The sequence below is a fragment of the Kribbella sp. CA-294648 genome (assembly GCF_050943845.1).
In the GTDB taxonomy this organism is placed as follows: domain Bacteria; phylum Actinomycetota; class Actinomycetes; order Propionibacteriales; family Kribbellaceae; genus Kribbella.
Genome location: NZ_CP191981.1, coordinates 956,675 through 982,681, shown reverse-complemented (window position 1 = coordinate 982,681; position 26,007 = coordinate 956,675). Strand labels below are relative to the sequence as shown.

Annotated in this window: 23 protein-coding genes; 13 read left to right on the top strand and 10 right to left on the bottom strand. The window is 68.9% G+C overall.

All coding sequences use genetic code 11. The features are described from left to right. Window positions 1–21 precede the first annotated feature (21 nt). Window positions 22–642: a TetR/AcrR family transcriptional regulator gene (locus ACQPYM_RS04770; protein WP_433015381.1), complete on the top strand. Its 621-nt coding sequence runs from the start codon at window positions 22–24 to the stop codon at window positions 640–642. A gap of 69 nt (window positions 643–711) precedes the next feature. Here the strand turns inward: ACQPYM_RS04770 and ACQPYM_RS04765 are convergent, their stop codons facing one another. Further along, window positions 712–1,371, bottom strand: coding sequence for a potassium channel family protein (locus tag ACQPYM_RS04765; protein WP_433015378.1), 660 nt, complete (start codon window positions 1,369–1,371; stop codon window positions 712–714). Then, the gene (locus tag ACQPYM_RS04760) at window positions 1,368–1,913 is read right to left on the bottom strand and encodes an acyl-CoA thioesterase (RefSeq protein WP_433015375.1); all 546 of its coding nucleotides are present in this window, start codon (window positions 1,911–1,913) and stop codon (window positions 1,368–1,370) included. The genes ACQPYM_RS04765 and ACQPYM_RS04760 overlap by 4 nt, the downstream gene beginning before the upstream one ends. Before the next feature lie 154 nt (window positions 1,914–2,067). On the opposite strand from ACQPYM_RS04760, the gene ACQPYM_RS04755 reads away from it, so the two are divergent. After that, window positions 2,068–3,024, top strand: coding sequence for a hypothetical protein (locus tag ACQPYM_RS04755; protein ID WP_433015372.1), 957 nt, complete (start codon window positions 2,068–2,070; stop codon window positions 3,022–3,024). A 4-nt stretch (window positions 3,025–3,028) separates the two neighbouring features. Then, the gene (locus ACQPYM_RS04750; protein WP_433015369.1) at window positions 3,029–4,447 is read left to right on the top strand and encodes a pyridoxal phosphate-dependent decarboxylase family protein; all 1,419 of its coding nucleotides are present in this window, start codon (window positions 3,029–3,031) and stop codon (window positions 4,445–4,447) included. A 93-nt stretch (window positions 4,448–4,540) separates the two neighbouring features. Here ACQPYM_RS04750 and ACQPYM_RS04745 read toward each other — a convergent pair whose 3' ends face one another. The 3 genes from ACQPYM_RS04745 to ACQPYM_RS04735 all read right to left on the bottom strand — a co-directional run bounded on the left by ACQPYM_RS04745 (window position 4,541) and on the right by ACQPYM_RS04735 (window position 7,747). Further along, on the bottom strand, window positions 4,541–5,206 hold the full coding sequence (locus tag ACQPYM_RS04745) for a fasciclin domain-containing protein (protein WP_433015367.1): 666 nt from the start codon (window positions 5,204–5,206) through the stop codon (window positions 4,541–4,543). Between the two features lie 196 nt (window positions 5,207–5,402). Beyond that, the gene (locus ACQPYM_RS04740; protein ID WP_433015364.1) at window positions 5,403–7,019 is read right to left on the bottom strand and encodes a molybdopterin-dependent oxidoreductase; all 1,617 of its coding nucleotides are present in this window, start codon (window positions 7,017–7,019) and stop codon (window positions 5,403–5,405) included. An 80-nt stretch (window positions 7,020–7,099) separates the two neighbouring features. Next, complete coding sequence (locus ACQPYM_RS04735; RefSeq protein ID WP_433015361.1) at window positions 7,100–7,747, bottom strand: flavin reductase family protein; 648 nt, start codon at window positions 7,745–7,747, stop codon at window positions 7,100–7,102. On the opposite strand from ACQPYM_RS04735, the gene ACQPYM_RS04730 reads away from it, so the two are divergent. From ACQPYM_RS04730 to ACQPYM_RS04720, 3 genes are all read left to right on the top strand, one after another. Further along, window positions 7,746–8,621 carry a phosphotransferase family protein gene (locus ACQPYM_RS04730; RefSeq protein ID WP_433015358.1) on the top strand — a complete coding sequence of 292 codons (876 nt, stop codon included), beginning with the start codon at window positions 7,746–7,748 and terminating at the stop codon, window positions 8,619–8,621. The genes ACQPYM_RS04735 and ACQPYM_RS04730 overlap by 2 nt on opposite strands. Before the next feature lie 65 nt (window positions 8,622–8,686). Continuing rightward, entirely contained in the window at window positions 8,687–9,721 is a 1,035-nt protein-coding gene (gene mgrA, locus ACQPYM_RS04725; protein ID WP_433015355.1) for an L-glyceraldehyde 3-phosphate reductase, read from the top strand. Between the two features lie 201 nt (window positions 9,722–9,922). Then, window positions 9,923–10,573 carry a hypothetical protein gene (locus tag ACQPYM_RS04720; protein WP_433015352.1) on the top strand — a complete coding sequence of 217 codons (651 nt, stop codon included), beginning with the start codon at window positions 9,923–9,925 and terminating at the stop codon, window positions 10,571–10,573. A 227-nt stretch (window positions 10,574–10,800) separates the two neighbouring features. Here ACQPYM_RS04720 and ACQPYM_RS04715 read toward each other — a convergent pair whose 3' ends face one another. Together ACQPYM_RS04715 and ACQPYM_RS04710 are read right to left on the bottom strand one after the other, a co-directional pair. Next, entirely contained in the window at window positions 10,801–11,784 is a 984-nt protein-coding gene (locus ACQPYM_RS04715) for a TAXI family TRAP transporter solute-binding subunit (RefSeq protein WP_433015349.1), read from the bottom strand. Then, complete coding sequence (locus tag ACQPYM_RS04710) at window positions 11,781–13,856, bottom strand: TRAP transporter permease (RefSeq protein WP_433015346.1); 2,076 nt, start codon at window positions 13,854–13,856, stop codon at window positions 11,781–11,783. Before ACQPYM_RS04710 ends, ACQPYM_RS04715 begins: the two co-directional genes overlap by 4 nt. A 117-nt stretch (window positions 13,857–13,973) precedes the next feature. Between ACQPYM_RS04710 and ACQPYM_RS04705 the strand changes: the two genes are divergently transcribed. Further along, on the top strand, window positions 13,974–14,639 hold the full coding sequence (locus tag ACQPYM_RS04705) for a response regulator transcription factor (RefSeq protein WP_012918592.1): 666 nt from the start codon (window positions 13,974–13,976) through the stop codon (window positions 14,637–14,639). Between the two features lie 3 nt (window positions 14,640–14,642). Then, window positions 14,643–16,013 (top strand): sensor histidine kinase, encoded by a 1,371-nt coding sequence (locus ACQPYM_RS04700; protein WP_433015343.1) that lies wholly within the window; start codon window positions 14,643–14,645, stop codon window positions 16,011–16,013. A 25-nt stretch (window positions 16,014–16,038) separates the two neighbouring features. Here the strand turns inward: ACQPYM_RS04700 and ACQPYM_RS04695 are convergent, their stop codons facing one another. Next, on the bottom strand, window positions 16,039–17,037 hold the full coding sequence (locus ACQPYM_RS04695; RefSeq protein WP_433015340.1) for a TAXI family TRAP transporter solute-binding subunit: 999 nt from the start codon (window positions 17,035–17,037) through the stop codon (window positions 16,039–16,041). A gap of 146 nt (window positions 17,038–17,183) precedes the next feature. Between ACQPYM_RS04695 and ACQPYM_RS04690 the strand changes: the two genes are divergently transcribed. Next, complete coding sequence (locus tag ACQPYM_RS04690; RefSeq protein WP_433015337.1) at window positions 17,184–20,204, top strand: alpha-mannosidase; 3,021 nt, start codon at window positions 17,184–17,186, stop codon at window positions 20,202–20,204. 54 nt (window positions 20,205–20,258) lie between these two features. Here ACQPYM_RS04690 and ACQPYM_RS04685 read toward each other — a convergent pair whose 3' ends face one another. Continuing rightward, a complete protein-coding gene (locus ACQPYM_RS04685; RefSeq protein WP_433015334.1) occupies window positions 20,259–21,107 on the bottom strand; it encodes an SGNH/GDSL hydrolase family protein in 849 nt (282 codons plus the stop codon). A 107-nt stretch (window positions 21,108–21,214) separates the two neighbouring features. On the opposite strand from ACQPYM_RS04685, the gene ACQPYM_RS04680 reads away from it, so the two are divergent. Then, the gene (locus ACQPYM_RS04680; RefSeq protein ID WP_433015331.1) at window positions 21,215–22,432 is read left to right on the top strand and encodes a PucR family transcriptional regulator; all 1,218 of its coding nucleotides are present in this window, start codon (window positions 21,215–21,217) and stop codon (window positions 22,430–22,432) included. Window positions 22,433–22,463: 31 nt separating this feature from the next. Continuing rightward, on the top strand, window positions 22,464–23,798 hold the full coding sequence (locus tag ACQPYM_RS04675; RefSeq protein ID WP_433015328.1) for a cytochrome P450: 1,335 nt from the start codon (window positions 22,464–22,466) through the stop codon (window positions 23,796–23,798). Window positions 23,799–23,832: 34 nt separating this feature from the next. On the opposite strand, the gene ACQPYM_RS04670 is transcribed toward ACQPYM_RS04675, so the two are convergent. Beyond that, the gene (locus ACQPYM_RS04670; protein ID WP_433015325.1) at window positions 23,833–24,330 is read right to left on the bottom strand and encodes a DUF5709 domain-containing protein; all 498 of its coding nucleotides are present in this window, start codon (window positions 24,328–24,330) and stop codon (window positions 23,833–23,835) included. A 93-nt stretch (window positions 24,331–24,423) separates the two neighbouring features. On the opposite strand from ACQPYM_RS04670, the gene ACQPYM_RS04665 reads away from it, so the two are divergent. Together ACQPYM_RS04665 and ACQPYM_RS04660 are read left to right on the top strand one after the other, a co-directional pair. Then, window positions 24,424–25,578 (top strand): FUSC family protein, encoded by a 1,155-nt coding sequence (locus ACQPYM_RS04665; RefSeq protein WP_433015322.1) that lies wholly within the window; start codon window positions 24,424–24,426, stop codon window positions 25,576–25,578. A gap of 79 nt (window positions 25,579–25,657) precedes the next feature. Continuing rightward, window positions 25,658–25,780, top strand: coding sequence for a hypothetical protein (locus ACQPYM_RS04660; RefSeq protein WP_433015319.1), 123 nt, complete (start codon window positions 25,658–25,660; stop codon window positions 25,778–25,780). Window positions 25,781–26,007: the final 227 nt, after the last annotated feature.

The window sequence follows — 26,007 nt, the reverse complement described above, 5'->3', positions numbered from 1 at the left end:
ACCGGTCGGTATACTGTCAGTATGGTCGTTCAGCAGGCGAGACTCCTGACGGACCGCGGTGAGCGCGAGGCGGCCCGGCTGACGCCCGCGGGAGAACGCATCCTCAGCGCGGCGTCGACGTTGTTCTACGAGCGCGGGATCCGCACGGTCGGCGTCGATGCGATCGCGGCCGCGGCCGAGGTGACCAAGAAGACCTTGTACGACCGGTTCGGGTCGAAGGACCGGTTGATCGCGGCGTACCTCGAGCAGCGGAACCGGGTCTGGCATGCGTTCCTCGACGACCAACTGGCGCAGCGGCGGCCGGAGACGCCGGAGGACATGATCGTCGCGTTGTTCGCCGCACTGACCGACTGGCTGGCGGAGTCGCGCCGAGGCTGCGGCTTCATCAACGCGAGCGTGGAACTGGCAGCGCCGGACCATCCCGCGATGCCGGTGATCGTGGCGCAGAAGCAGTGGATGCGGGCCGAGTTTCTGGCGCAGGCGGAGCTGGCCGGGTTCCGTGATGCCGGCGAGCTGGCGGACCGGTTGCTGTTGCTGCACGAAGGCGCGTTGGTGTGCTTCCGGGTGGCGGCGATGGAGTCCGCGCCTGAGGTCGCTCTGCGCGCCGCGGCAGACCTGCTGTCGACCTGGCCGCGGACCTAGCCGCTTGGGCGTGAGGCGCTTGGGTGTGAGGCGCTTGGGTGTGAGGCGCTTGGGTGTGAGGCGCTTGGGTCAGCGGCGTTTGGCGACGGTCAGGCCGACGAGGCGGGACACGACCATCGCGACGTACCCGAGACCGGCCAGCTGCTCGAGCATCACCACGGACCGGCCCCACGAGGTGATCGGGACGATGTCGCTCAGCCCGGTGCTGGACAGCGTGGTGAAGCTGAGGAACAGCAGTTCCATCCAGGTGCGATCGTCCTGCGGGTTCACCGCGGCGGTGAAGCTGCCCGGGACGAGCGCCTGGACGAAGACGTACAAGTAGGCGAAACCCCAAGCGACCAAGGTGAAAGTCGCACCCGTCGCCCACAGCTCGTCGGTGCTGACGTCATGGTCGGACAGCATGTACCGGAGCAGACTGTAGGCCGCGTAGAAGTAGAACACCGCGTGGAGCACGCTGGAGATCACCAAGACTGCCACTGACGGCCAGAACACATCCACCAGCGAGAGCACGACGGCCGGGATCCCGAGGCAGATGCTGATCCAGGTGAGGCCGGGTGTGGACCGCACCGAGAACACCGCGAGGGTCAGGACGACGATGCCGAGGATCTCGAAGCCGACCCGGCCACCTCGCGACCCCTCCATCGCCGGGTAGACCAGCACACCTAGCAACTGGACGACCAGCAGGATCGCGGACGGGTTCCGCCGGGCACCGCGGAACAGCTTGATCATTCGGGCGCCTCGCGCGAAGCGATGATCGCCTGCCGACGAGCAAGCCGGTGGCTGCGGCGGATCTCGGCCTCACGCATCCGGCGGTGGTCCTCGTCGGTCTCCGGCACCACCTGCGGTACCGGACGCGGCTTGCCCTCTTCGTCGACCGCCACGAACACCAGGTACGCCGTCGCGACGTGTATCTGCGGGCCGACCGCGTCCCACCGATCGGCCGTGATCCGGACGCCGATCTCCATCGAGCTGCGGCCGGTCCAGTTCACCTGGGCGGTGAAGTGGACCACGTCGCCGACCCGGACCGGGACCAGGAAGACCATCTCGTCCATCGACGCGGTGACCGCGGGACCACCCGAGTGCCGGGCCGCGACGACACCGGCGGCCGAGTCGACCAGCGTCATGACCACGCCGCCGTGGATGGTTCCGAGCAGGTTGGTCTCGTGCTGGGCGGTGAGGTGCGACAGCGACAACCGGGTCGCCGACGCGGGGCGACTCGCCACCGTCTGGTGCGCAACGGGTGTGCTGTCTGCGCTGGGCGCGGCGGGCATGGTGTCGCTCCTCGGTGCTGATCGGTCCGGATGGCCGATCGGTGCTGCTTGGTCGGCTGACGCAGGATAACCGGCAGGTTGTCCACAGGCACCGAAAGTACCGGCCGCCGGCCGCCCGAACACTCGTACTTTCTCTGTCGAGGAGGTGGACAGCATGATCCTTCACAACGACTCCACCGAACGGGCCCCAGGCAACGACTCCGGGCCGGGGCGGCATCCGCTGGCGCCGTTGTCGCCGGCGGAGGGGGCGCACCTGGTGCGGCTGAGTCTCGAAGCCGCCGCCGACTGCGGCCTGCAGGGCGACTACGACGGCCGCGGCGCGCTCATCCTGCAGTTCCGCCCGGCCGAGCGCGCCGCGGCACCGGCAGAGAAGTTCGAGGCCGGACTGACAAATCTGGCAAGGGTCGTGGCCGGCGAGCGACCCGACCACTGGCCACGCCTGGCCAGCGAGCACTTCGACCAACTGGCCCGCTCCCTGCGACGCGGCGCCCCACCGCTGCCGGCCGACCCACAACGCGAACTCCTGCAGCGACTCGTCCCCAAGGAGGCACTCGAGCCCCGGCTGACCGGCGCGGCACCAGAGTTCGTGCCCGGCCTGTTGTCGGTGCCGAGCGCGAACACCGATGGCACGATCACGATGTACTTCGACCCGATGAGCAACCTCGGCCTCACCTGGGCCGAGGCGGAGTCCCACGGCCTGCGCAACCTGCGCTCGATGACCGATTCCGTCGCCTACGCGGAGTACGACGGGACGCAGGTGGCCCTGATCAGCGGGAGCAGCTACGCGGCATCACGCGCACTCGTCCTCGACACCGTCCTGCGCGAATCGCTCCACGTGGAGAACCCGCAGTACGGCGTACTGGCGGCAATGCCGGTCCGGCACCTCCTGCTGCTACACGTGATAACCGACCTCTCCGCCATCCCAGCCCTCGGCATGATGCTCAACCTGACCGGGCGCTCGTACGACACCGAGCCAGGGCCCTTGAGTCCTTGGATCTACCTGGTCACTCGGGAGGGCTGGCAGCCGGCGACACGGACTACCGGTGATCCCGGGCCCGCGCTGTCACCACAGTTCGTCGCGCTCCTGCAGGGACTCGACGGGGAGTACTGACGTGATGACGACAACTGATGACACAGTCGAGACCATGGGAGAGTCGATGTCGGAGAAGTCAGCGCCTGACCTGCGGGAACTGTTCGGGGCGGCGGCGGAGTGGGCCGCGGAGTACCGGGAGTCATTGGCCGAGCGGCGGGTCGGTGCGGCCAAGAGCTTCGCCGAGGTACGGGCGGGCTTCCGGAGACCACTCGAGGCGAGCGGCCGGTCAGCTCGGGACGTGATGGAGGAGCTCGCCACACTCGCCGAGGGTGGACTCGTCGCCAGCGCCGGACCGCGGTACTTCGGGTTTGTTGTCGGTGGAGCACTGCCGGCCGCCAGCGCGGCGGACATCCTCGCGGTCGGTTGGGATCAGAACGCCTTCAACAGCGTGCTGTCACCGACCGCCGCGGCCGCCGAAGACGCTGCGGGCGGGTGGCTCAAGGAGTTGCTCGGGATCCCGCCGACGGCCTCGGTCGGCTTTGTCACCGGTGCTCAAGGAGCGAACACGGTCGCGCTGGCGGCAGCTCGTCACCACGTGCTGGCGACCGCGGGCTGGGACGTTGAGCAGGACGGGTTGGCCGGCGCTCCGCGGGTCCGCATCCTTGCCAGTGAGGAACGGCACGCAACGATCGACCGGTCGTTGCGACTGCTCGGGTTCGGGTCGGCTGCGCTGGAACTCGTTCGCTGCCAGGAAAACGGCGTGATCGACCTCGATGATCTAGGGACCCGGCTGACTGGCCACGAAGGTCCACTGATCGTTTGCCTCCAAGCAGGCAATGTGAACACCGGCGCCTCGGACTCCCTCGGCGAAGCTTGCGACCTGGTCCACGAGTACGGCGGCTGGGCTCATGTGGACGGCGCCTTCGGGCTGTGGGCCGCGGCGAGTCCCACCCAGCGGCATCAGCTGGCCGGCGTGGAGCACGCGGACTCCTGGGGTTGCGATGGCCACAAGTGGCTCAATCTTCCCTACGACAGCGGGTTCGTCTTTTCGGCCCATCCCGACTCACACCGAGCGGCTCTTGGCTACAGCGCCTCGTACTTGGTCCGCTCCGGCGAGCCGGAGCCCGGCGACCACGTACTGGAATCCTCTCGCCGAGCCAGAGGTCTCGCCGTCTGGGCAGGGCTGCAGGAGCTCGGCCGCGACGGCGTTGCCGACCTCGTCGACCGTTGCTGCGCGTTGGCGAAGTCGCTCGCCGAGCAACTCGCGGCGGCCGGCTACGAGATCGGCAACGACGTGGTCCTGAACCAGGTCCTCGTCTCCTTCGGCACCGATGCGGAAACCGACCGCGTCATCGCTGCACTCCAGGACGACGGCACCTGCTGGATGGGCGGCACGATCTGGCGGTCCAGGCGCTACCTGCGCATCTCGGTTTCCAACTACCTGACCACTCCGGCGGACCTGACCCGCGTCCTCCAAGCCATCCAGGCGGTCTCCCGATGACGGCATCAGCTGGGCGGCACCCTCAGCAGAGAAGGCACCGCCCAGCGAAGCAGAGATCAACTCCATGACCAGACCCGTGGCCTGACTGGATGGTCAGGCGGCCGGGGGCATCAGTACGGTGTCGATCAGGTAGACCGTGGCGTTGGCGGTCTTCACGCCGCCGCAGATGACCTTGGCGTTGTTGACCATCAGGTTGTCGCCGGAGCCGGTGACCGTGACGGCGCCCTTCTGGACGGAGGTCTGCTTGCCGACGACCGCGGCCGGGTCGAGCTGGCCGGGGATGACGTGGTAGGTCAGGATGCTGCTGAGCAGCGCGTCGTTGGTCTTGAGCGTGTTGATGGTCGCGGCCGGGATCTTGGCGAAGGCGGAGTCGACCGGGGCGAAGACGGTGAACTCGCCGCCGTTGAGGGTGGAGACCAGGTCGACCTTGGGGTTCAGCTTGCCCGAGACCGCGGCGACCAGGGTCTTGAGGAGCGGGTTGCCGGAGGCGGCGGTGGCCAGCGGCGCGGCGGCCATCCCGTCGACCGAGCCGGCGCCGCTGGGGTTCGCCTTGGCGTAGTCGGCACAGCCCGGTCCGACCAGACCGGCGGCGTTGTCCATCGACGGCGACACGGAGGGGGTCTCGGCCGGCGCGGACGAGGTGGCCGTGGTCGAGGGGGTCGAGCCGGCGTCGTCGTTGCCGCCGCCACAGGCAGCGGTTGCGAAGAGCAACGAAACGGCAGAGGCAGCCAGGGCGACGCGCTTGATGGTGTTGGACATGACGATCCTTCTCCTTCGAATGGATTCCCGGCGCAACACTGATGTGCAGCCAGGCCGTGCGATGAGCAGCACTGCGATCTCCGCGGTGCAGGGGGTGGTGAGCGGTGCGGGGTGGTGAGCGGTGCGGGGTGGTGAGCGGTGCGCGGTGGTGAAGGGCAGAGCGGTATTCCGTGTGTGGGTAGGTACTGCGGGGCGGTTACTCGACCATGACGACTGTGTTGTGGAGGCCGCTGGAGCCGTTGGGTCTTGGGGCGGCTCGGTCGGCTGTTTGGGTTTCGCCGGTGGCGTCGGTCGCTCGGACGGTGAGTTTGTGGTTGCCCGGGGTGGCATTCCAGCGGAACGTCCATTGCCGCCAGGTGTCGATGGTGTCCTCGGCCGCCAGCGTCGCCGGCTGCCAGTCGCCGTCGTCGACCTGTACTTCGACCTTGGCGATCCCGCGGTGCTGGGCCCAGGCGACGCCGGCCGCGACGGCCGGTCCCGCCTTGATCCGGGCGAAGCCCTTCGGCACGTCGATCCGGGAGGAGGTCTTGATCGGCGCCTCGACGGACCAGCCGCGATCGGTCCAGTACGCACTGAACTCGGAGAACTTGGTGACCTCGAAGTCGACGATCCACTTGGTCGCGGAGACGTACCCGTACAGGCCGGGCACCACCATCCGGACCGGGAAGCCGTGGTCGAACGGCAACGGCTCACCGTTCATGCCGACGGCCAGCATCGCGTCGCGCCCGTCGGTCAGCGCCTGCAACGGCGTACCGATGGTGAGACCGTCGACGCTGGTCGACTTGACCGCGTCGGCACCGTCGCGGACCCCGACCTCGCGCAGGAGTTCGGCGATCGGTACGCCGATCCAGCGCGCGTTGCCGACGTACGGTCCGCCCACCTCGTTCGAGACGCAGGTCAGGGTGATGTCGCGTTCGATCAGCCGGCGGTTGAGCAGATCGGCGAAGCTCAACCGGAGCTCGCGGTCGACCAGCCCGTGGATCCGCAGTTCCCAGGTCCGCGGATCGACCTTGGGTACGGTGAGCAACGTGTCGACCCGGTAGAAGCTCGGGTTCGGCGTGACGAACCGGCTCACACCTTGCACGTCGGACATCGCGCCGTCCGGTATCGCCTTCGCCCGGCTCGCGGGCAGCGGCAGCCTGATCCCTCGCCGCGTCGCCTCGGTGACACCACCCGGCAGAACCAGCGAAGTACCCAGCCCGCCGACCCCAGCAACACCCAGAGCCATCGCAGTCCCCAAGAACCTCCGCCGATCAAACCCATCAGGAGCCTCGGCGATGTCTCCGGGGCCGGCGGGGGCTGGCGAGGGGGTGGTGGGGGTGGAGCCTTCGGCGGCGGGGATCTTCCGGCGTCCGGCGCCGCCGAAGGGGTTGGGGGGCAGTGCTCGGAGGACGAGGAGCATGCCGGTTGTTGCTACTAGCAACGTGATCACGCCCGGCAGGACCTGGGTGATGGGGTTGGTGGCCAGGGTGCGGCCGGTTGCGGCGGCGAGGATCGCCAGGGCGCCTAGGAGGATTGTCAGGGCGACCGCGACTCGGGGTCTGGTGGCGCCGATTGCGCCTGCTAGTAAGGCGAAAACGGCGACCGCTAGAAGTACGACGCCGATCAGGACTGGTTTGTCGGCGGTGCCGAGGTTCTTGACTGCGAAGTCTTTTGCGGGGCCCGGGGCCAGGTCGATCAGTTGGGTGCCTACGCCGACCACGGGGGACGTGCCACCTGCCAGGGCGGCGGTCAGTTCACCGAGGCCTAGTCCTGCGCCTGCGGCGAGCAAACCTCCCAGCGCTGCCAGGGTCCGTCGTTTTCTCGTGGTCATGCCGGTACTTCGGACCGATCACCACCCCGGATGGGTGAAAACCCAAAAGAAATTCCGGGCAACCGAACGTCCCTTACCGCTCAGGCGTTTCGGGGCCCCGCGTAGTCGCCCGGCCAGTCGGCGTACCGGATCCGGCTGATGTCCCGGATCTCGCCGAGTGTGCACCACTCGTTGCGCCCGAGCCGCGCGAGCGGTTGCAGCTTGGTGATCTCGGGATGGTTCCCGTCCAGCACCGACTCGTCGATGCTGATCCACCGCACCCGGCCGATCACCACGGTCGAGTCACCGAGCTCCAAGGTGGTGTGCAGCGAACACTCGATCGCGACCGGCGACTCGGCCACCCGCGGCACGGCGACCGTCGTACTCGGTTCCGGGTGCAGTCCGACCGCGGCGAACTCGTCGACCTCGGCCGGGAAGTTCGTGCCGGTCGCGTTCACCTGCTCGAACAGCGGCTCGGCCGCGAAGTTCACCACGAACTCGCCGGTCGCCTCGACGTTGACCAGGCTGTCCTTGCGCCCGACCGAGGTGAACTGCACCATCGGCGGCCGCACACACGACACGGTGAAGAACGAGTGCGGCGCCAGATTGAGCACCCCGTCCGCCGACCGGGTCGACACCCACGCGATCGGCCGCGGCACCACCACCGCGTTCAGCACAGCGTAGAAATCCCTGCCACTGACACTCTCCGGATCCAGATCTCTCCGCACGTCGGCCAGTATCTCCTTCATGACCCCCCAACTCCGCGCCGCCCTCGCCACCCGGTACGGCTTACCGGCGACGGCCATCCACCAAGTACCAGGAGGAGTCGCCAACCACGCCTACACCCTGGGCGACGACCTGTTCCTCCGCATCCCCCGCAACAACCAGTTCGAACAGGACCTCCTGAAGGAAGCCGCCGTCATCCCAGCAGCCCGCGCGGCCGGAGTGCGCACGCCCGCGATCGTCGACTTCGACACCACCCGCACACTCGTCGACGCGCCGTACATGGTCTCGGAGCGAGTTCACGGCACAGACCTGGTGGACGCCGCCGAGCCCCCAGCGACGTTCTGGCAGGACCTGGGCAACCAACTCGCCCTCCTCCACCACCAAGCCGAGCAACCGCCGGGCCTAGAGCCGGACGACGGCGGAGACCCGCGACCAACCGTCGACGGGCTGGCCTCAGCCGGCTATGTGGACTCCGGTACTGCGACCTGGCTCCTCGCCGCGTTCGACCACCTGCAGACCCTCATCCCTCGGAACCAGCCGCAAGTGCTGCTGCACGGTGACGTGGCGTTGCAGAACCTGATGGCCCACGGCAACCGTCTGCAAGGACTGGTCGACTGGGGTGACGCCGCCTGGGGGCCGCCTGGCATGGAGTTCGCCAAGCTGCAGCTGGACCAGGTGGTGGCGACACTCAACGGCTACCACAGGAGTGAAGGGCTGGAGGCAAGCATTCTGTGGTTTCACCTCGGCTGGGGGCTGGGCAACCTCACCAAGAGTCCGCAACCGGGGCAGCGGCACTGGACTGCGCCGCCGGCCAGTCGGCTGCTCGGCGTACTGCGGTTCTACGCATCGTCACCGCCTCCGCCCTGGGCAGGGTTGATCAAGAAGCCCGGGCACTGAGACTCACAACCAGCGGAAAACAAGGGTTCGCGGACTTGTCACGACATGGGGCACACTGCTGAATTGTGACTGACTACGTAGCCGCTCCGGACCGGTACGACGACCAGATGCCCTATCGGCGCAGTGGCCGCAGTGGACTGCAGCTGCCGGCGATCTCGCTGGGCCTGTGGCACAACTTCGGTGGTGACAAGCCGCTCGACACCCAGCGCGACATCCTGCGCCGGGCGTTCGACCTGGGTGTCACCCACTTCGACCTGGCGAACAACTACGGCCCGCCGTACGGCTCGGCCGAGACCAACTTCGGCGGTCACTTCGCGCGCGACTTCAAGCCGTACCGCGACGAGCTGCTGATCTCCACCAAGGCCGGCTACGACATGTGGCCCGGTCCGTACGGCCAGGGCGGCGGCTCCCGCAAGTACCTGCTGTCCTCGCTCGACCAGTCGCTGGGCCGGATGGGCCTGGACTACGTCGACATCTTCTACTCGCACCGCTACGACCCGGACACCCCGCTGGAGGAGACGATGGGCGCGCTCGACGCGGCCGTCCGCTCCGGCAAGGCGCTGTACGCCGGCATCTCGTCGTACTCCGCGGAGAAGACCCGCGAGGCGGCCCGGATCCTCGAGGAGCTCGGTACGCCGCTACTGATCCACCAGCCGTCGTACTCGATGCTGAACCGCTGGATCGAGGAGGACCTGCTCGACGCCGTCGGTGAACTCGGGGTCGGCGTGATCGCCTTTTCGCCGCTGGCGCAGGGAGTGCTCACCAACCGCTACCTGAACGGCGTACCGGAAGGCTCCCGCGCGACCCAGGGCAAGTCGCTCAGCACCGACATGCTGACCGAGGAGACGCTCAAGCATGTCCGCGCGCTGAACGAGATCGCCCAGCAGCGCGGCCAGTCGGTGGCCCAGCTGGCGCTCGCCTGGACGCTGCGCGACGACCGCGTCACCAGCGCCCTGATCGGCGCCTCCAGCGTCAGCCAACTGGAGGACAGCCTGGCCGCGGTGAAGAACCTGAAGTTCAGCCAGGAAGAGCTCGAAGCCATCGACGCCGATGCGGTCGAGGCCGGTATCAATCTGTGGAAGAAGAGCTCCGAGGCCTGACCTCACGGTGACCCGGGCGATCGTCCCGGGTCACCGGATCTCCGGATCACCGGTTCACCGGATCGCCGGGTCGCCGGTCACCTGTCACCTGTCACCTGTCACCTGTCACCGAGCGGAGTCTCGGTGACAGGACGTGATGGCACAGTTGCGCGATGGCGGAGACGGGCGCAGAGTGGGAAGTACCCCCAGGAGATGGTTCCGATGACCGCTTCGACCCTTGAAATCGCCCTGACCTACGAGCACGCCAAGATCCGCGAACTGGCCGCCCCGGCGCACGAACCGGAGGCAGCCCGCCCCGATCGCCGGCACGAGACCGACTGGTTCTACGCGATCGCCGCCCAGCATCTGGCCGCCGCGGAGGACGTCCTCCTCCCCCACGTCAGGCACCTCCCCGACGGCCGCCGCCTGGTCGCCCGGTACGTCGCCAACGCGCGGCAGCTCGAGAGAGCCCTGCGCTTCCTCAAAGCCCGCCAGTACGGCGACAGCCGGGTGCAGCACCTCGAAGTGGGTGACGTCTGGCAGGTGATCGACCGGCTGCTCGACGAGCACGAGCAACTGGAGACCGAGTACAGCCGCATGGTTAGCAAAGAGCTCGACGACGACGGCGTCAACACGCTGACCAGCGACTTGCTCACTGCCGAGGAAGTCGCACCGACCCGCGCCCACCCGTTCTCCCCCCACACCGGTATTGCGGGCCGGCTGGCGCACCGGATGTGGCGGCTGGCCGATCTCGCCTGGGACAGCGCGGAGGGTCGCGTCGTACCGGCGAAGTACCACGCGCACCCGAAGCGGGACTCGGCCCTGTCCCACTACCTGCGCGGCACCCCGATCCCGGACAGCGACGACAACTAGACGGCAGCTAGCCGAAGGCAGCAAGACGGCAGCGGGCGCGGACAGCGGTCGGGCCCGTCACCACCGGATGCCTCCGATGGGACGGGCCCGACCTGACACCCTCCCCCACTGCGCCTGGTTGTGAGGGTGGGCCTGGTTCCCGCCGCCGCTGCGCCTGGTGTGCGGCGGTGGGTCCCGGCGCCCTCCCCCGCTGCGCCTGGTGTGCGGGGGAGGACGCGGATCATGGGTTACTTCAAGGAGTCGATCGCCTTCTTGGCGCCGGGGTGCAGTTCCACCGGTGCGGTGTTGGCGGCCTCCTCCAGCTTGATCCCCTTGGCCGCGGCGTTCACCTGGACCAGCGTCTCCTTGTTCTCGAAGATCGCCCTGGTCAGCTTCTCGGCCAGCTCGTCCGGCATGTTCTTGCGGACCAGCAGGACGTTCGGCACGATGATCGTCGCGACGTCGGCCGGCTGCTTGTAGGTCGCCGCCGGAATGTTGCCTTGGGCATACATCGTGCCGTAGCTCTTGTTCAGCTGGGGCAGCAGGTCCACGATCGGGATCAGTTTGACGTTCTTGCCCATGCTGGTCATCAGGTCGGTGATGCCGCCGGTCGGCAGGCCACCGGACCAGATCAGTGCGTCGATCGAGCCCGACTTCATCGCGTCGACCGACTCCGGCAGGCCGAGCCGCTGGGCGGTGACGTCGCGGGCCGGATCCATCCCGGCCGCCTCCAGCAGCCGCCGGGCGATCACCTCGGTACCGGAGTTCGGCGAACCGGTGGAGACCCGCTTGCCCTTCAGGTCCGCGATCTTGGTGATCCCGGACGAGGCGCGGACCGCGACCTGGGTGTAGTTCGGGTAGAGCCGGGTCAGCGCGACGACGTCCTGCTTGGTCTTGAAGCTGTGCTCGCCGTTGACCGCGTCGGCCGCGGTGTCACCCAGGGAGAAGGCGATGTCGTAGTTGCCCGCCACCAGGCCCTGGACGTTCTGCACCGAGGCACCGGTCTCGCTCGCGGTCGCCCGGTAGCCCTCGACCTTCTCCGAGATCACCTTCGCCATCGCGCCACCGAGCTGGTAGTAGACCCCGGTGGTGTTCCCGGTGGCGATGGTGAGCCGGCCGCCGTCGGTACCGGCGGCCCCACCCTCTGGCTCTCGTTGCCCACCGCAAGCAACCAGCGAGACGGCGGCTGCGACCGCGACCACGGCGGCGGGGAAGCGTCGACGTATTCTCATGAAGTGACGGGTCCTTCCGTTGGTGTTTCAGTTCCTGACCGGGGTGGTGGGGTGGGGTCAGAATTGGCACTGCGTTGCCGCCGGACCAGGTTGATGACGACGGCGACAAGTAGCAAACCGATTCCGGCCCCGATGGTTACGGGCGCCAGGTAGAGCAGCAGCAAAGCGGCCGGAACACACAGCAACCGCTCGGCCCAGCCGGTCGCGACCAGGATCCAGCCGCCGGTGACGACGGCCAGCGCGGCGACCGCGAGCATCGAGACCGCGAGGGTCCACACCATGCCGAGCAGGTCGCCCTGACCGAGCAGGTTGGCGCCGTTGTCGGTCAGCACGAACGCGAACGGCACCAGGAACGCGGGCAGCGTGTACTTCCAGGCCTGCCACATCGTCGCCATCACCTTGCCACCGGTGATCGCGGACGTCGCCACGGCGGCCAGCGCGGTCGGCGGCGACACCTCGGACAGGACGGCGTAGTAGAAGATGAACATGTACGCCTCGGGCTGGCTGATGCCCAGTTGCACCAGCGCCGGCGCGATGATGACGGCCGCGATGATGAACGACGCGGTCACCGGTACGGCGAGCCCGAGCACCAGTACTGCGAACGCCGACAGCACCACGGTCAGGATCAGCACCACGGTGTGGTTGTCGGTCAGCCCCTTGGCCGCGTCGACGATGATCGCGGCCAGGTTGAGCCCGAGCCCGGTCTGCGTGGTCACCGCGACGATCACTCCGGCGGTCGCACACGTCGCCACCACCGGCAGCACCGAACGGGTGCCCTGGGCAAGCGCCAGGAAGAGACGTCCTGCGGTCAGCCGGTGCTCCTTGTCCAGGAACGACAGCCCGAACTGGATCAGCACGGCGTACACGACGGCCTTGAACGGCGGCACGTCCACCGCCATGAAGGCGATGATCACGAACAACGACAGGAAGTGGTAGCCGAACCGGAGCAGCAGCTTCCAGGCGGACTGCGTGGAGGTCTCGCCCTCGGTGGTGCCGTGCCGGCGGGCGTCCATCTCGATCGCGAGCAGGATGCCCAGGTAGTACAGGATCGTCGGAATGACCGCGTAGCCGAGGACAGTCAGGTACGACACCTGCAGGAACTCGGCGATGATGAACGCGGCGGCACCCAGCGTCGGCGGCGACAGGATCGCGCCGATCCCGGCGGCCGCGAGCATGCCACCGGCGGGCTCGGCCGGATAGCCCGCACGACGCAGGATCGGCCACGAGACGGTGCCCAGCGAGACGGCGGTCGCAGTACCGGAGCCGGAGACGCTGCCGAGCAGGAAGCCGGCCATGGTGACGGTCCGGCCGGGTGCGGTCCGGCTGCGCTTGAACGCGGCGAAGGACAGGTCGATGAAGAACTTGCCGGCGCCCGAGTAGTCCAGCACGGCGCCGTAGATGGTGAAGAGCACGATGTAGCTGGCGGCAACGTTCAGCGGCGTCCCGTAGAAGCCGGCCGTGCCCATCGTGAACTGGGCGATGATTGCGGAGAAGTTGAAGCCCTGGTGGGCCAGCGACCAGGTGTAGGGCAGGAAGCCGCCGTAGTACGCGTAGGCGATGAACAGCAGACTGACCACCGGCAGCACCCAGCCGGTCGTCCGGCGGCACGCCTCGAGCAGCAGGACGAGCAGGATGGCGCCGGCCAGGATGTCCAGGGTCGTCGGCGCCTGCCGGCGCTCCAGGAAGCCGTCGAAGTCGAGCAGCGGATAGACGCAGACCACCAGCGCGACGAGTGCCAGCGCCCAGTCCGTCAGACCCGGGTCGTCGGTGGACCGGGCCTTTGAACGCGCGCTGAACGGATTCATCACGGCCGGCACCCGCCAGCCCCGATAGCACAACAAAGTGATCGGCAGGACGGCTGCGAGAAAGATCACTAAATAGAACTGCGTTCCGGCCGACAGCGGGAAGAAGACCTGCAGCAGGACGCCCGCGCTGATCACCGCGCACCACACCGCGATCGCCCGGTCCAGGGCAGGCCGAAGCCGCCGAGCGGGCTTTTCCTGCTCGTACTCGGCTAGTTCCGACTCGGTGAGCGTGGCGCTGCCACCCCCCGATGTTGCACCGACAGTCATCGCCCGGTTCCCTCCTGTGCCCGAAGGCTAGTGTTGCCGACCACTCCGTGCAGTCGCATGATTACGTCTTTACCAAGATCTGACACATGAGGCCGCTCCCTGCCCTACGATCACGGCATGAGCGGCGCCGTACGGATTTTGTTGGTCGAGGACGATCTCGATATCGCGAACGCTCTGATACCTGCGTTGCGCCGGTACGGGTTGATGGTGACGCACGTCCGGACGGCCGCGGACGCGCTCGCCGCCGACCCGGGTGACCTCGTGCTGCTGGACCTCGGGCTCCCCGACGGCGACGGCATCAACGTGTGCCGGCAGATCCGTACGGTGTCGGACGTTCCGGTGATCGCGGTGACCGCCCGAGGTGAGGCGGCCGACCGCGTCCGAGGGCTGCGCTCCGGCGCCGACGACTACGTGGTCAAGCCGTTCGCGATCTCCGAGCTGCTGGCCCGCATCGATGCTGTACTACGGCGTACTGGCTTGTTGCAGCCCCGCCCCAGGGTCACTGTGGGCGACCTGACCGTCGACATCGAGGCACGCACGGTCCAGGTCGCCGACAAGCCCATCAGCCTGACCCGCAAGGAGTTCGACGTGCTAGCTGTGCTGGCCGCCCACCACGGCCGGGTGGTGCCACGCGAACAGGTCGCCCTGTACGCCTGGCAGTCCGTCTTCGAGGCCTCCTCGCGGACGATGGACGTGCACGTCGCCAGCCTGCGGGCCAAGCTCGGCCGGCCCGAGCTGGTCCAGACCATCCGCGGCGTCGGCTACCGCCTGGGCTCGGACTGACCGTTGCGCCGTCGCCTGCTGCAGTCCCTCGTCCCGATGGTGGTCGCGCTCGCCATCGTCGCCGCCGTCCCGCTGGCCAACTTCATCGCCACCGGGACGTCGCGCACCCTCTTCCTGTCCCGCAGCAACGACGCGGACTGGTTCGCCACCATGGCGGAGGCGCCGCTGCAGTCGGGCGACATCGCCAGCCTGCGCGAGCTGGCCGTCCGCTACCACGAGCTCTACAACACGCCGGTGTTCGTCGTCGACGTCGACAGCCGGGTGATCGCGACCTCGCGGTCCGGGGTCAACGTCGACGAGCCCGAGCTGGCCAAGGCCCTCTCCAGCACGCTGGCCGGCCGGCTCCCGGCCGAGCCGCCGGCGATGTGGCCGTGGCGATCCGGTGACATGGTCGTCGCGCGGCCGGTCGTCAACAACGGCCGCGTGCTCGGCGCCGCGGTACTGCGGGTGCCGACCGAGCGCGCCCGCGACCAGGTGCAGAACGGCCTGCTGCTGCTCCTCGGCGGCCTGCTGATCAGCATCGGCGCCGTCGTCATCGGCATCGTCCGCCCGGTCACCCGCTGGGTCCTGCGCCCGCTGAACGACCTCGACAACGCGACCCACCAGGTCACCCGCGGCGCCCTCGACACCCGCGTGTCCACCGACGGCCGCGCACCCGAACTCCGCCGGCTCGGCGACAGCTTCAACTCGATGGCGCTCAGCCTGCACCAGGCCCGCCAGCGCGAGCGCGAGTTCGTCGCCGACGCCTCCCACCAGCTCCGTACGCCGCTGACCTCGGCCCGGATCCACATCGAGGGCCTGTCCCGGCTGTCGCCGACCGCGCGGTTCGCGCTCAGCGACATCGACCGGCTCGGCCGGATCGTCCAGCGCCTGTCGCGGCTGGCGGGCTCCGACCGCCCGGGTGATGTCGAAGGCAGCGAAGAGCCGCTGGACCTGGCCCAGGCCGTCAAGGAGCGGCTGGTCGGCTGGAAGGCCGTCTACGCCGCCGACGACATGGAACTGGTCATCGGCGAGATGGTGCCCGGCGGGGTCGCGGCCGAGCTCGAGGTGGACGACATCCTCGACGTCCTGCTCGACAACGCCTCGAAGTACGGCGCACCGCCGGTCGAGGTGTCGGTCCTGCGCGACGGCACCGAGGTCGTCCTCTCGGTCCGCGACCACGGTCTGGGCCTCGGCTCCCGCGACCTGAAGAAGGTCGGCGAGCGGTTCTGGCGCAGCGCCCACCACCGCGAGATGCCCGGCACCGGGCTCGGTCTGGCCATCGTCCGCTCCGAAGCAGCCCGGGTCGGCGGCCGAGTGGTCGCGCGCCCCCCGATCGGCGGCGGCCTGGTGATCGAGGTCCGGGTCCCGCTGATCGACGACTACGAGGTCTGAGTACTGCGCCCCGCGGGCGTGGTACTCAGATGTGGTTGTTGCGGTACCAGCGTTCGGCGGCGCGGTGCAACGGGATCGGCATCGTCGCGATCGCCGAGCGGGCGTCCAGGGAGCCGGCTTCGGGGTGGATCTCGGTCAGGTCGGCCTGGCGGCGGAACATCGTGTTCAGGGTCCACCAGGCCCAGGAGTCGGACAGGCCCTCGCGGGCCAGCAGGTAGTTCGGTACGGCGAGGGTCTCCACCGCGCTGGCCAGGGAGTAGACCGACGGCGGGATCGAGGACAGCACGTAGCCGCCGAAGCGCATCAGGGCGATCTCCTTGGCGACCTCGCCGATGGCGACCAGCCGGAAGCCGATCGAGGTCTGCAGGTTCTTGATCGGGTCCGTCGGCAGGCCACCGCTCCAGATCAGCGCGTCGATGCCGCCCTTGATCCCCTTGTTCTCCGCCTTGAGCTTCAGCCTCTGCACCGCGGTGTCGAGATCGAAGTTCGTCGTGTGCACGTCCTTGATCCCGGCGGTGGCCAGGATCCGCTCCGCGACCACCTTGGTGCCGGACAGCTTCGGGCCGACGTTGACCGTCATCCCGGACAACTGCTTCAGCGTGCTGATCTTGGAGTTGGCCGGTACGACGATGTGCACGTAGTTGTCGTAGGTCCGGGCCAGCGCGGTGAACCGCAGCGGGCCGGACGCGAACGTCTCGAGCCCGTTGTAGGCGTCCAGCGCCGAGTCCGACAGGCTGAAACCGATGTCGGCGGTGCCGGCGTCCAGCATCCTGAGGTTCGCCACCGAGCCCTCGGTGTTCTTCGCGGTCATCTGGACGCCGGTCACCTCGGTGACCAGCTTCGCCAGGCCGTCTCCGTAGGTCGCGTAGACCCCGCCCTTGTTGCCGGTGACCAGCGTGGCCGGTCCGTCCGGAGCGGGCTCGGTGGAGCGGCCGCGCGAGCATCCGGGGGCTACCAGGACGGCCGCGGCGGCAGTTCCGAGTCCGAGCACACTGCGGCGATTCAGGAGGCGGGGACGATCCATGGGAACAACCTAGAGGGGCAAGTGGTCTACCGGCTACCAAGAGTGCCGGAACGAACAGCGTCTGGACGGGCCCCCGGTCTGTGTGACAGCGTTGTCATCGCACCGGCCGCGAGGGCCGCGCCAGACCGTCATCGGAGGATGATTTCGTGCACGACGACCGTCAACTCATCGAGGAGCGGCTCCAGCGCGCCCTGCGGGAGCGGATCCGCCCCGCGATCTACGGCGCGGCCGTCCCGCTGGACATCAAGGTGTGGCACGCGCCTGGTGAGCCGGTATCGCCCGCCGAGGCACTCGCGGCCTCCTACGAGCCCGCCGAGATCGGCCTGCCCTGGGGTCCGGCCTGGGGCACCGCCTGGTTCCACTTCAGCGGCCAGGTCCCGGCCGAGTGGGCCGGCCAGGAGATCGAGGCGGTCGTCGACCTCGGCTTCAGCGGCGGCCCGGGCTTCTCCGCGGAGGGCCTCGTGCACACCACCAAGGGGGTCCCGCTGAAGGGCCTGCACCCGCGCCAGACCTACGCGCCGCTGTCCATCCTCGGCCCGGACGGTACTGCGGCCGCGCCCGGCGACAGCATCGAGTTCTACGTCGAGGCGGCCGCCAACCCCGAAGTACTCGGTCACAACGCCTTCGCGCCGGTCGACGACCTCGGCAGCAAGCCGCAACCGGGCGGCAAGCCGATCTACCAGCTCACCCGGGCAGACCTGGCCGTCTTCAACGCGGAGGTCTGGGACCTGATCCTCGACCTGGAGACGCTGGACGGCCTCCAGAAGCAGCTCCAGCCGCAGGAGCCGCGCAGTCGCGAGATCCTGCGCGCACTGAGCCGCGCCCTCGACGTACTGGACTACGAGGACGTCCCCGGTACTGCGACCGACGCCCGGGCCGAGCTGACCGACGTACTGAGCCGGCCGGCGCATTCCAGTGCTCACCAGCTGTCCGCTGTCGGCCACGCGCACATCGACTCTGCCTGGCTCTGGCCGCTGCGGGAGACCCGGCGCAAGGTGGCCCGCACAGTCTCCAACGTCGCCAACCTGGCTGAGGAGTACCCAGAGCTCGTCTTCGCCTTCTCTCAGGCCCAGCAGCACGCGTGGGTGAAGGAGAACTACCCGGAGGTCTGGGAGCGGCTCAAGAAGGCCGTTGCCGCGGGCACCATCGTGCCGGTCGGCGGCATGTGGGTCGAGTCCGACACCAACCTGCCCGGCGGCGAGGCGCTGGCCCGGCAGTTCGTGCACGGCAAGCGGTTCTTCCTGGACGAGTACGGGATCGACACCCAGGAGGTCTGGCTGCCGGACTCGTTCGGCTACACGGCCGCGCTGCCGCAGCTGGTCAAGCTGTCCGGCTCCAAGTGGTTCCTGACCCAGAAGATCTCCTGGAACCAGAAGAACAAGTTCCCGCACCACACGTTCTGGTGGGAGGGCCTGGACGGCACCCAGGTGTTCACCCACTTCCCGCCGATCGACACCTACAACTCCGACCTGTCCGGCCGCGAGCTGGCCCACGCCCAGCGCAACTTCGCCGAGAACGGTTCCGCGACCCGCTCGCTGGTGCCGTTCGGGTACGGCGACGGCGGTGGCGGCCCCACCCGCGAGTTCGTCGCCACGGCCCGCCGGGTGGCCAACCTGGAGTCCTCGCCGCGGGTGACGATCGAGTCGCCGACCGAGTTCTTCAGCGCGGCGCAGGAGGAGTACCCGAACGCGCCGGTCTGGTCGGGTGAGCTCTACCTGGAGATCCACCGCGCGACGTACACCTCGCAGGCCAAGACCAAGCAGGGCAACCGGCGCAGCGAGCACCTGCTCCGTGAGGCCGAGCTGTGGTCCGCGGCGGCCGTGGTGGCGGGCAAGCTGGACAGCTACCCGTACGAGGAGCTGGACCGGATCTGGAAGGCCGTGCTGCTGAACCAGTTCCACGACATCCTGCCGGGCAGCTCGATCGCCTGGGTGCACCGCGAGGCCGAGGCGACGTACGCGAAGCTGGCCGCCGAGCTCGAGGCGATCATCGGCACGGCCCAGCAGGCGCTGGCCGGCGAGGGCTCCGCGCAGATCGTCTTCAACGCCGCACCGCACACTCGCGGCGGCGTCGCCGGCCTCGGCGCGGGCGTCCCCGTCGGCGAGGGTGCCGCGGTGACGATCGAGAACGGCGTCCTCGACAACGGCGTGATCCGGGTGACCATCGACGAGCGCGGCCTGATCACCAGCCTGTACGACGTGACCGCCGGTCGCGAGGTGATCGCACCGGGCAGCGTCGCGAACCTGCTGCAACTGCACGTGGACACGCCCAACCAGTGGGACGCCTGGGACGTCGACTCGTTCTACAAGAACAACGTCCGCGACGTCACCGAGGTCGACAGTGTCGAGTTCAGCACCGTCGAGGGTGTCGCCACGGTCGTGGTGAAGCGGTCCTTCAACCGGTCCAGCGTCACCCAGACGCTGCGGTTGCGGCCGGGCGCGCGCCGCGTCGACATCGAGACCTCGATGGACTGGCACGAGTCGGAGAAGTTCCTCAAGGCCTCCTTCCCGGTCGACGTACACGCAGACCGATCGGCCTCGGAGACGCAGTTCGGGCACATCTTCCGGCCGACCCACCAGAACACCTCGTGGGACGCGGCGAAGTTCGAGATCGCGGCGCACCGCTGGGTGCACGTCGGCGAGCCCGGCTACGGCGTTGCCGTGGTCAACGACTCGACGTACGGGCACGACATCAACCGGACCGCGCGCGAGGACGGTGGCACCACCACCACGATCCGTACGTCGCTGATCCGGGCGCCGCGCTTCCCCGACCCGCAGACCGACCAGGGTGTGCACGTGGTCAACCACGCGCTGGTGGTCGGGGCCGGCATCCCGGAGGCGATCGAGGAGGGCTACCGGATCAACCTGCCCGAGCGGGTCGTCACCGGTGCCGAGGGCATCGACCCGATCGTTGCCCTGGACAACGGCAATGTGATCGTCGAGGCGGTCAAGCTGGCCGACGACCAGTCCGGCGACGTCGTCGTCCGGCTGTACGAGTCGAGCGGCGGCCGGTCCCGCGCGACCCTCACCACCGGCTTCGCGGCCGCGTCGGTGGCCGAGGTCGACCTGCTCGAGCGCCACCTGGCCGACCGTGAACTCAGCGACGGCAAGGTCAGCTTCGAGCTGCGCCCGTTCCAGATCCTCACCCTGCGCTTCCAGCGCGCCTGATCGACCTCAGCAGAACGGCCGCCCTGGATCCGGGGCGGCCGTTCTGGCGTTTCATCAGCGGGTTGCCTGGGTGGCGACGATCTGGCCGAAGGCAGCCATTCCTGCGGCGCTCGGGTGTAGCGGCGCGGCTGCCGAGCTCGGGATCAGGCCTTCCAGCCACCGCTCGCCCACCGGCGCGCAGGCGTCATGCCCAATGCTCGGCGTCCGCAGATCGACGTACTGCGCCCCGTGCGCCGCGGCCTGTTGCGCCAGCATGGCGTTGAGTCGGTCCACCGTCGCCTGCAGGTAGTTGGCGTCCACCGGCCACACCGGCACCACCGGGTAGCAGCCGTTCGGCCGGACATAGGTCCCGTACCCCGTGACGAGCACCTTCGCGTTCGGCGCCAGTTCGCGGATGCGATCCAGAGCCGCGCCAACGGCAGGAGCCGTCGCAGCGACCCGGGCCGCCAGCTGATCCGTCCCGCCTGCGGTGTAGCGCGCCTTGCACGACGTACCGGCCGGGGCGGGCAGGAGGTTGATGCAGCTGAGCGCCGCCGCGACCAGGCCCGTGTCGTTCCCGCCGATGGCGACCGTCACCAGGTCTGTCGTCGGCTTCAGCGCGGAGAACTGCGGCGGCACGAACCCGAACTGTTTGCCGGTGAAGTCAGGGACGACCGCCCCCGAGCAGCTCACGTCGGCCAACTGCGCGCCCAACTGCTTGGCCGCGACGTGCGGGTAGTTGACGCCCGACCGCAGACAGACGAGGTCGATCTGCCAGGGAATCAGCGGGCCGGCGGCCGACGAGTCGCCGAGCGCGACGTACTCCAGGGGCTCCGCGGCCTGCGCGGTGGCCGGGGCCGAGACCAGCAGGCCGGTCAGCAGCACCGCTGCTCCGGCCCAGCCCAGCGAGCGTCTTCCGAACATTCTCACCCTCCGCATTCTCTCGATCACCAGCTACTTGGGAGTAATGTTCGACCACAAAGCAGCGCGAGGTCGCTAGGGCAGACCCCAGACTTCAGGGGGCATCAGTTGTGACAGCTCACAAACTGCTCGTCGGCGGCATCCCGGTGCACGAGGTTCTGACCGCGAGTCTCGGGCCGCTCGCCGACACGGTCCTGGACCAGCTGGTCGTCGAGATCCCGCTCTACGGCCAGCTCCCGCGCGAGGAACTCCAGGGCGACATCCGCCGGGTGATCGACCGCAGCCTGCGAGCTTTCATCGAGACGTTCCGGACCGGCCGCCCGCCGACCAGCGAGGCACTGGAGCCACTCCGGGAGTCGGCCACCCGGCGCGCCGAGGAAGGCGTCCCGCTCGAGGCACTGCTGGCGGCGTACCACCTGGGCGGGCGGATCTGCGCGGACCACGTCGCTGCAGGGTTCCGTCCGGAGGAGCTCGCCGACGCGCTGACACTGAGCCGGCTGACCCTGGACTTCCTGCAGACGGTCACGGCCGCCGTCTCGGCCAGCTACTTCGAGGAGCGGCAGACGATCGCGGGCGAGGACCAGGCCACCCGGCAGTCGCTGCTGACCGCCCTGCTCGACGGCGGCCCCGCAACCGAGGTGGCCCGCCGCGCCGGACTACGCCTGCCCGGCCAGTACGTCGTACTGGGGCTGGCGTTCGGCGTGCACGCGGACGAGCAACAGCCCGGGGTGGACCTCGAGATTGTTGCCCGCCGCAAGCTTCGTCGCCTCCGGGTGGAGCTGGACCGCACGCCGTCCGGTCCCAGCATGTCCACGCTCACCACCGACCACGGCGTAGCGCTCCTGCCCGTCCGCGGCACGGCACTCGAGCTGGAGGAGCTCAGAAAGCGCATGAGCCGAGCGGCCGGGGTCGAGGTGACTCTGACAGCAACCATGGCCGTGCCGGAGGAAGTGCCAGGAGCGGTGACCCTCGTGCGCGAACTGCTGGACGTCGTACGGATCTACCGGTTGCCGGCTGGTGTTCACCGTCTGGACGATCTCGTCCTGGAGTACCAACTCACCCGCCCCAGCCCGGCGCGTGACCAGCTCGCGCTGCTGGTGGCTCCCCTGATCGCACGGCCGGACCTGCTGCAGACCCTGCGCTGCTACCTCAACCACAGCCGGAACAGGCGCCAGACGGCCGCTGAGCTCCACGTCCATGTCAACACCGTCGACTACCGCCTCCGCCTGGTGGACAAGCTCACCGGCCTCGACCCGGCCCAGCCCGATCACCTGCCTCGCCTGGTAGCAGCCCTTGCCGCGCACGACGCCTCCCGTTCACTGAGCTGACGTAGCGTTGCGGGTAGACCTGGGAGGTGCAATGACCCCGCCTACGCCCTTGCTCGGATCCCGCACACTCGACCGGGCGACCGCACGCACGTTGCCACCCGGCCCGCGGTTGCCCACGCTGGCGCAGACGGTGCTGTTCGCCAGTCACCGCTCGACCTACTTCCCGCGGCTGCGGGCGCAGTACGGGGATGTCTTCACGATCCGCCTGGTGCCGTCGAGCCGGGTCGTGGTGGTGCTCAGCCGGCCCGACCACATCCGCGAGGTCTTCGGTACGCCACCCACGATCGCGCATGCCGGCGAGAGCAACACCGCGCTCGAACCGATCATGGGTTCGCACTCGCTGCTGCTGCTCGACGATGACGACCACCTGCGGATGCGCCGCCAGCTGATGCCCGCGTTCAACGGTCACGCCCTGCGCGGGTACGCCGAGATGATCGCCCGGCTGGCCCGTGAGGAGGTCGACCAATGGCCGATCGGCACTCCCTTCCGGCTGCACGAGCGGATGCGCGACCTCACCCTCGAGGTGATCCTGCAAGTGGTGTTCGGCGTGACGGATTCCGAGCGGCTGGATCGCCTGCGGCCGCTGGTCGACAAGGTGGTCTCGGTCCGGCCGGTCATCATGCTCGGTGGCTTCTATCCCACGCTGCTGAAACTGCCGCCGTGGCGGACGTATCTGCGCGTCCAGCAACAGGTCGACGAGATCCTGTACGACGAGATCGCGCGCCGGCGCACCGACCCGAAGCTTGCCGAGCGCAACGACGTGCTGTCGAAACTGCTTGCCGCAGGCACCTGGTCGGACGTCGAACTGCGCGACCAGCTGGTCACCTTGCTGCTGGCCGGTCACGAGACGACCGCGACCTCGCTGGCCTGGGCCTTCCATGAACTCGCGCGCAACCCCGACCTTCTAAGGGCCGGCCAGCAGGCGGCGGATGCCGGTGACGACGACTATCTGGAAGCGATCGCGAAGGAATCACTGCGCCTGCACCCGGTCGTCTACCAGGTCGGCCGCCGACTCACCGAGCCGACCGAGATCGCGGGCTACCGCCTGCCCCGGGGTACCACGCTGATGGCGGCGATCGGCCTGGTCCAGGCCGACGAACAGAACTACCCGGACGTGAAGGCGTTCCAGCCGGAGCGGTTCCTGGGCGAGGATGCACCACCTCCGGGGACCTGGATCCCCTTCGGCGGTGGCACCCGCCGCTGCATCGGCGCCGGCTTCTCACTCCTGGAAGCCACCGAAATCCTCCGCGCGGCCCTGACCCGGTACGACGTACGGGCAGCCGCGAAGCCCGAACCGGCGAAACCCCGCAACGTCACGCTGGTCCCCGCCAAAGGCTGCACCCTCACAGCAAATCCCCGCGCCTAGCAAGCTGCCGGCGCGGGGTGCTGCGAAACAGCTGTCAGTCTTCGAGGTCTTCCAAGTCGCCGAGGTCTACGTCTCGGACCGCCTGCAGGTCGTCCTCGTTGTCCAGTTCGAAGGGTTCGGCGTCGTTGACCACGTGGACGGCGGCCTCCTCGGCGCTGGCGGCGGCTCCGTCGTAGCCGACGTCCTCGGCGACCAGGTCACTCTCGGAGTCGCTGTGGGCGCCCTCGTCCGGCGCGACCAGCCGCCCGGAACGGACCTCGCCGACCTCGGGGCCGCCGACGTTCTCGCCTTCCTCGGCGTACGGATCGACGTCGGGCTCCTCCTGGGCGAGCCGCTGGTCCAGGGTCTCGCCCTCCAGCGCCTCCTCGGCGGTGGTGCCGAAGCCTTCGCCCGCGGACCACTTCTCCGGCGGCGAGTAGCCCTCGTCCAGCAGGTCGTCGACGCCGCGGTCGTTCAGCGTGTCCGACGGCTGCAACTGGTCCTCGTCGTCGACGCTGTAGCTGCCGTAGTCCTCACGGTTGTTGTCGGTCATGCCACCACCCTTGCTGTCCAGGCCACCCGAATCAAGGCGGCGCCCGGCAGCCCAGTGCCCAGCAATCGCGGCCGTATCCCCGATGATGGAGCGATGGACCCGGTCCGGCTGACCCTGGAACAGCTGCGCGAGCTCCGCGACGACGTCGCGCCCCGCGCGGCCCGGCGCTCGGCCGCCTCCGTGCACCGCCGGATCGACCGCTGGCGCAACCGGGCCTTCTTCATCGCCCAGTGTTCACTCGCCGCCGCGATCGCCTGGGCCGTGGCCCGGTACGCCCTGGGCCACCAGCAACCGTTCTTCGCCCCGGTCGCCGCGATGGTGTGTCTGGGCTTCAGCTTCGGTCAGCGCCTGCGCCGGGTCGCCGAGGTGATGGTCGGGGTGGCCGTCGGGGTCGGCGTCGGCGACCTGTTCGTGGCGCTGTTCGGTACCGGCGTGGTCCAGATCGTCTTCGTGGTCGCCCTCGCGATGAGCATCGCCGTCCTGCTCGGCGCCGGGAACCTGATGACCACCCAGGCCGGCGTCCAGGCGGCGATCGTCACCACGTTGCTGCCCAATCCCGGCGCCGGCTTCAGCCGCTGGCTCGACGCGGTCGTCGGCGGGGTGGTCGCGTTGGCCGCGGCAACCATCGCCCCCGCCGCCGCGATTCGTCGCCCACGGCAACAAGCCACCGGCGTACTGAACGAGCTGAGCGAGATCCTGATCGAGACCGCCGACGGCCTGCGCGCGCACGACGCCGAGGCGCTCACGGATGCCCTGCGCCGGGCCCGCGCCAGCGAGGCCCTGCTGGACGACCTCCGCAGCGCCGCCGAGGAAGGTGTCGCGGTCGTCCAGCTGTCACCGTTCCGCCGGAGGCACCGCGGCCGGGTGCAGGAGATCGCCGATCTGGTCGTCCCCCTCGACCGCGCGATCCGCAACATCCGGGTCCTGGTCCGCCGTGCCGCCGTCTCGGTCTGGCGCGACGAACGGATGCCCGACGAGTACCCCCAACTCCTCGACCGCCTGGCCGACGGCACCCGCCTCATCGCCGAGTCCCTCTTCGAACCCGCCGCCGACGTAGCCGCCCACCGCGTCCTGGGCGAACTCGGCCGCCGCACAGCCGTCCTCCCCACCCCACCCGCCCTGTCCGCCGTAGTAGTCCTAGGCCAGATCCGCTCCACCATCATCGACCTCCTGGAACTCACAGGCACGACGTACGACGAGGCCCGCGAACTAGTCCCCCTCCGCCCAGACGGTTTGGACGAGAAGTAGCTCACACCAAAAAGTTTGGGAAATGTTCGTCATAGCTGGTGGGTGGGTGCGTCTCACGGGCATGACGATCCACCGACTGATGACTGTCATCGCCAGCGAGCAGGTTCAGCTGCGCCGGGATGACCGCAGGGACACGACGGCTCCCGCAGCCGCCTCAGTGGGGTCCACCGACGACCGGAACGACGCCGCCGCCGAGCAGTAGAGGCGCCAACCGGACGGACGGACAGGCGGCGCACCCGGACGGTCTTCCCCACCGAGGTAGACCGCGCGGAGGTCGCATGACGCACGAGGCGCCCCTATGCGAGGCGCCGCCTGTTCCGTCACCCCGTGATTCGCCACAGCGGAGCACGGGAGAACCACCCTGGCTGTCCTGACGCCGATTGCGCGAGGCTCAGGCCGGCCCGGGTGGTTCTTTTTTCCCCGCCAAAG

What these genes read in the sequence shown, in the direction of transcription:
- ACQPYM_RS04770 (WP_433015381.1), top strand. Translation starts at nt 22, where the DNA reads ATGGTCGTTCAGCAGGCGAGACTCCTGACGGACCGCGGTGAGCGCGAG.
- ACQPYM_RS04765 (WP_433015378.1), bottom strand. Translation starts at nt 1,371, where the DNA reads ATGATCAAGCTGTTCCGCGGTGCCCGGCGGAACCCGTCCGCGATCCTG.
- ACQPYM_RS04760 (WP_433015375.1), bottom strand. Translation starts at nt 1,913, where the DNA reads ATGCCCGCCGCGCCCAGCGCAGACAGCACACCCGTTGCGCACCAGACG.
- ACQPYM_RS04755 (WP_433015372.1), top strand. Translation starts at nt 2,068, where the DNA reads ATGATCCTTCACAACGACTCCACCGAACGGGCCCCAGGCAACGACTCC.
- ACQPYM_RS04750 (WP_433015369.1), top strand. Translation starts at nt 3,029, where the DNA reads ATGACGACAACTGATGACACAGTCGAGACCATGGGAGAGTCGATGTCG.
- ACQPYM_RS04745 (WP_433015367.1), bottom strand. Translation starts at nt 5,206, where the DNA reads ATGTCCAACACCATCAAGCGCGTCGCCCTGGCTGCCTCTGCCGTTTCG.
- ACQPYM_RS04740 (WP_433015364.1), bottom strand. Translation starts at nt 7,019, where the DNA reads ATGACCACGAGAAAACGACGGACCCTGGCAGCGCTGGGAGGTTTGCTC.
- ACQPYM_RS04730 (WP_433015358.1), top strand. Translation starts at nt 7,746, where the DNA reads ATGACCCCCCAACTCCGCGCCGCCCTCGCCACCCGGTACGGCTTACCG.
- ACQPYM_RS04735 (WP_433015361.1), bottom strand. Translation starts at nt 7,747, where the DNA reads ATGAAGGAGATACTGGCCGACGTGCGGAGAGATCTGGATCCGGAGAGT.
- ACQPYM_RS04720 (WP_433015352.1), top strand. Translation starts at nt 9,923, where the DNA reads ATGACCGCTTCGACCCTTGAAATCGCCCTGACCTACGAGCACGCCAAG.
- ACQPYM_RS04715 (WP_433015349.1), bottom strand. Translation starts at nt 11,784, where the DNA reads ATGAGAATACGTCGACGCTTCCCCGCCGCCGTGGTCGCGGTCGCAGCC.
- ACQPYM_RS04710 (WP_433015346.1), bottom strand. Translation starts at nt 13,856, where the DNA reads ATGACTGTCGGTGCAACATCGGGGGGTGGCAGCGCCACGCTCACCGAG.
- ACQPYM_RS04705 (WP_012918592.1), top strand. Translation starts at nt 13,974, where the DNA reads ATGAGCGGCGCCGTACGGATTTTGTTGGTCGAGGACGATCTCGATATC.
- ACQPYM_RS04695 (WP_433015340.1), bottom strand. Translation starts at nt 17,037, where the DNA reads ATGGATCGTCCCCGCCTCCTGAATCGCCGCAGTGTGCTCGGACTCGGA.
- ACQPYM_RS04685 (WP_433015334.1), bottom strand. Translation starts at nt 21,107, where the DNA reads ATGTTCGGAAGACGCTCGCTGGGCTGGGCCGGAGCAGCGGTGCTGCTG.
- ACQPYM_RS04675 (WP_433015328.1), top strand. Translation starts at nt 22,464, where the DNA reads ATGACCCCGCCTACGCCCTTGCTCGGATCCCGCACACTCGACCGGGCG.
- ACQPYM_RS04670 (WP_433015325.1), bottom strand. Translation starts at nt 24,330, where the DNA reads ATGACCGACAACAACCGTGAGGACTACGGCAGCTACAGCGTCGACGAC.
- ACQPYM_RS04665 (WP_433015322.1), top strand. Translation starts at nt 24,424, where the DNA reads ATGGACCCGGTCCGGCTGACCCTGGAACAGCTGCGCGAGCTCCGCGAC.
- ACQPYM_RS04660 (WP_433015319.1), top strand. Translation starts at nt 25,658, where the DNA reads ATGACTGTCATCGCCAGCGAGCAGGTTCAGCTGCGCCGGGATGACCGC.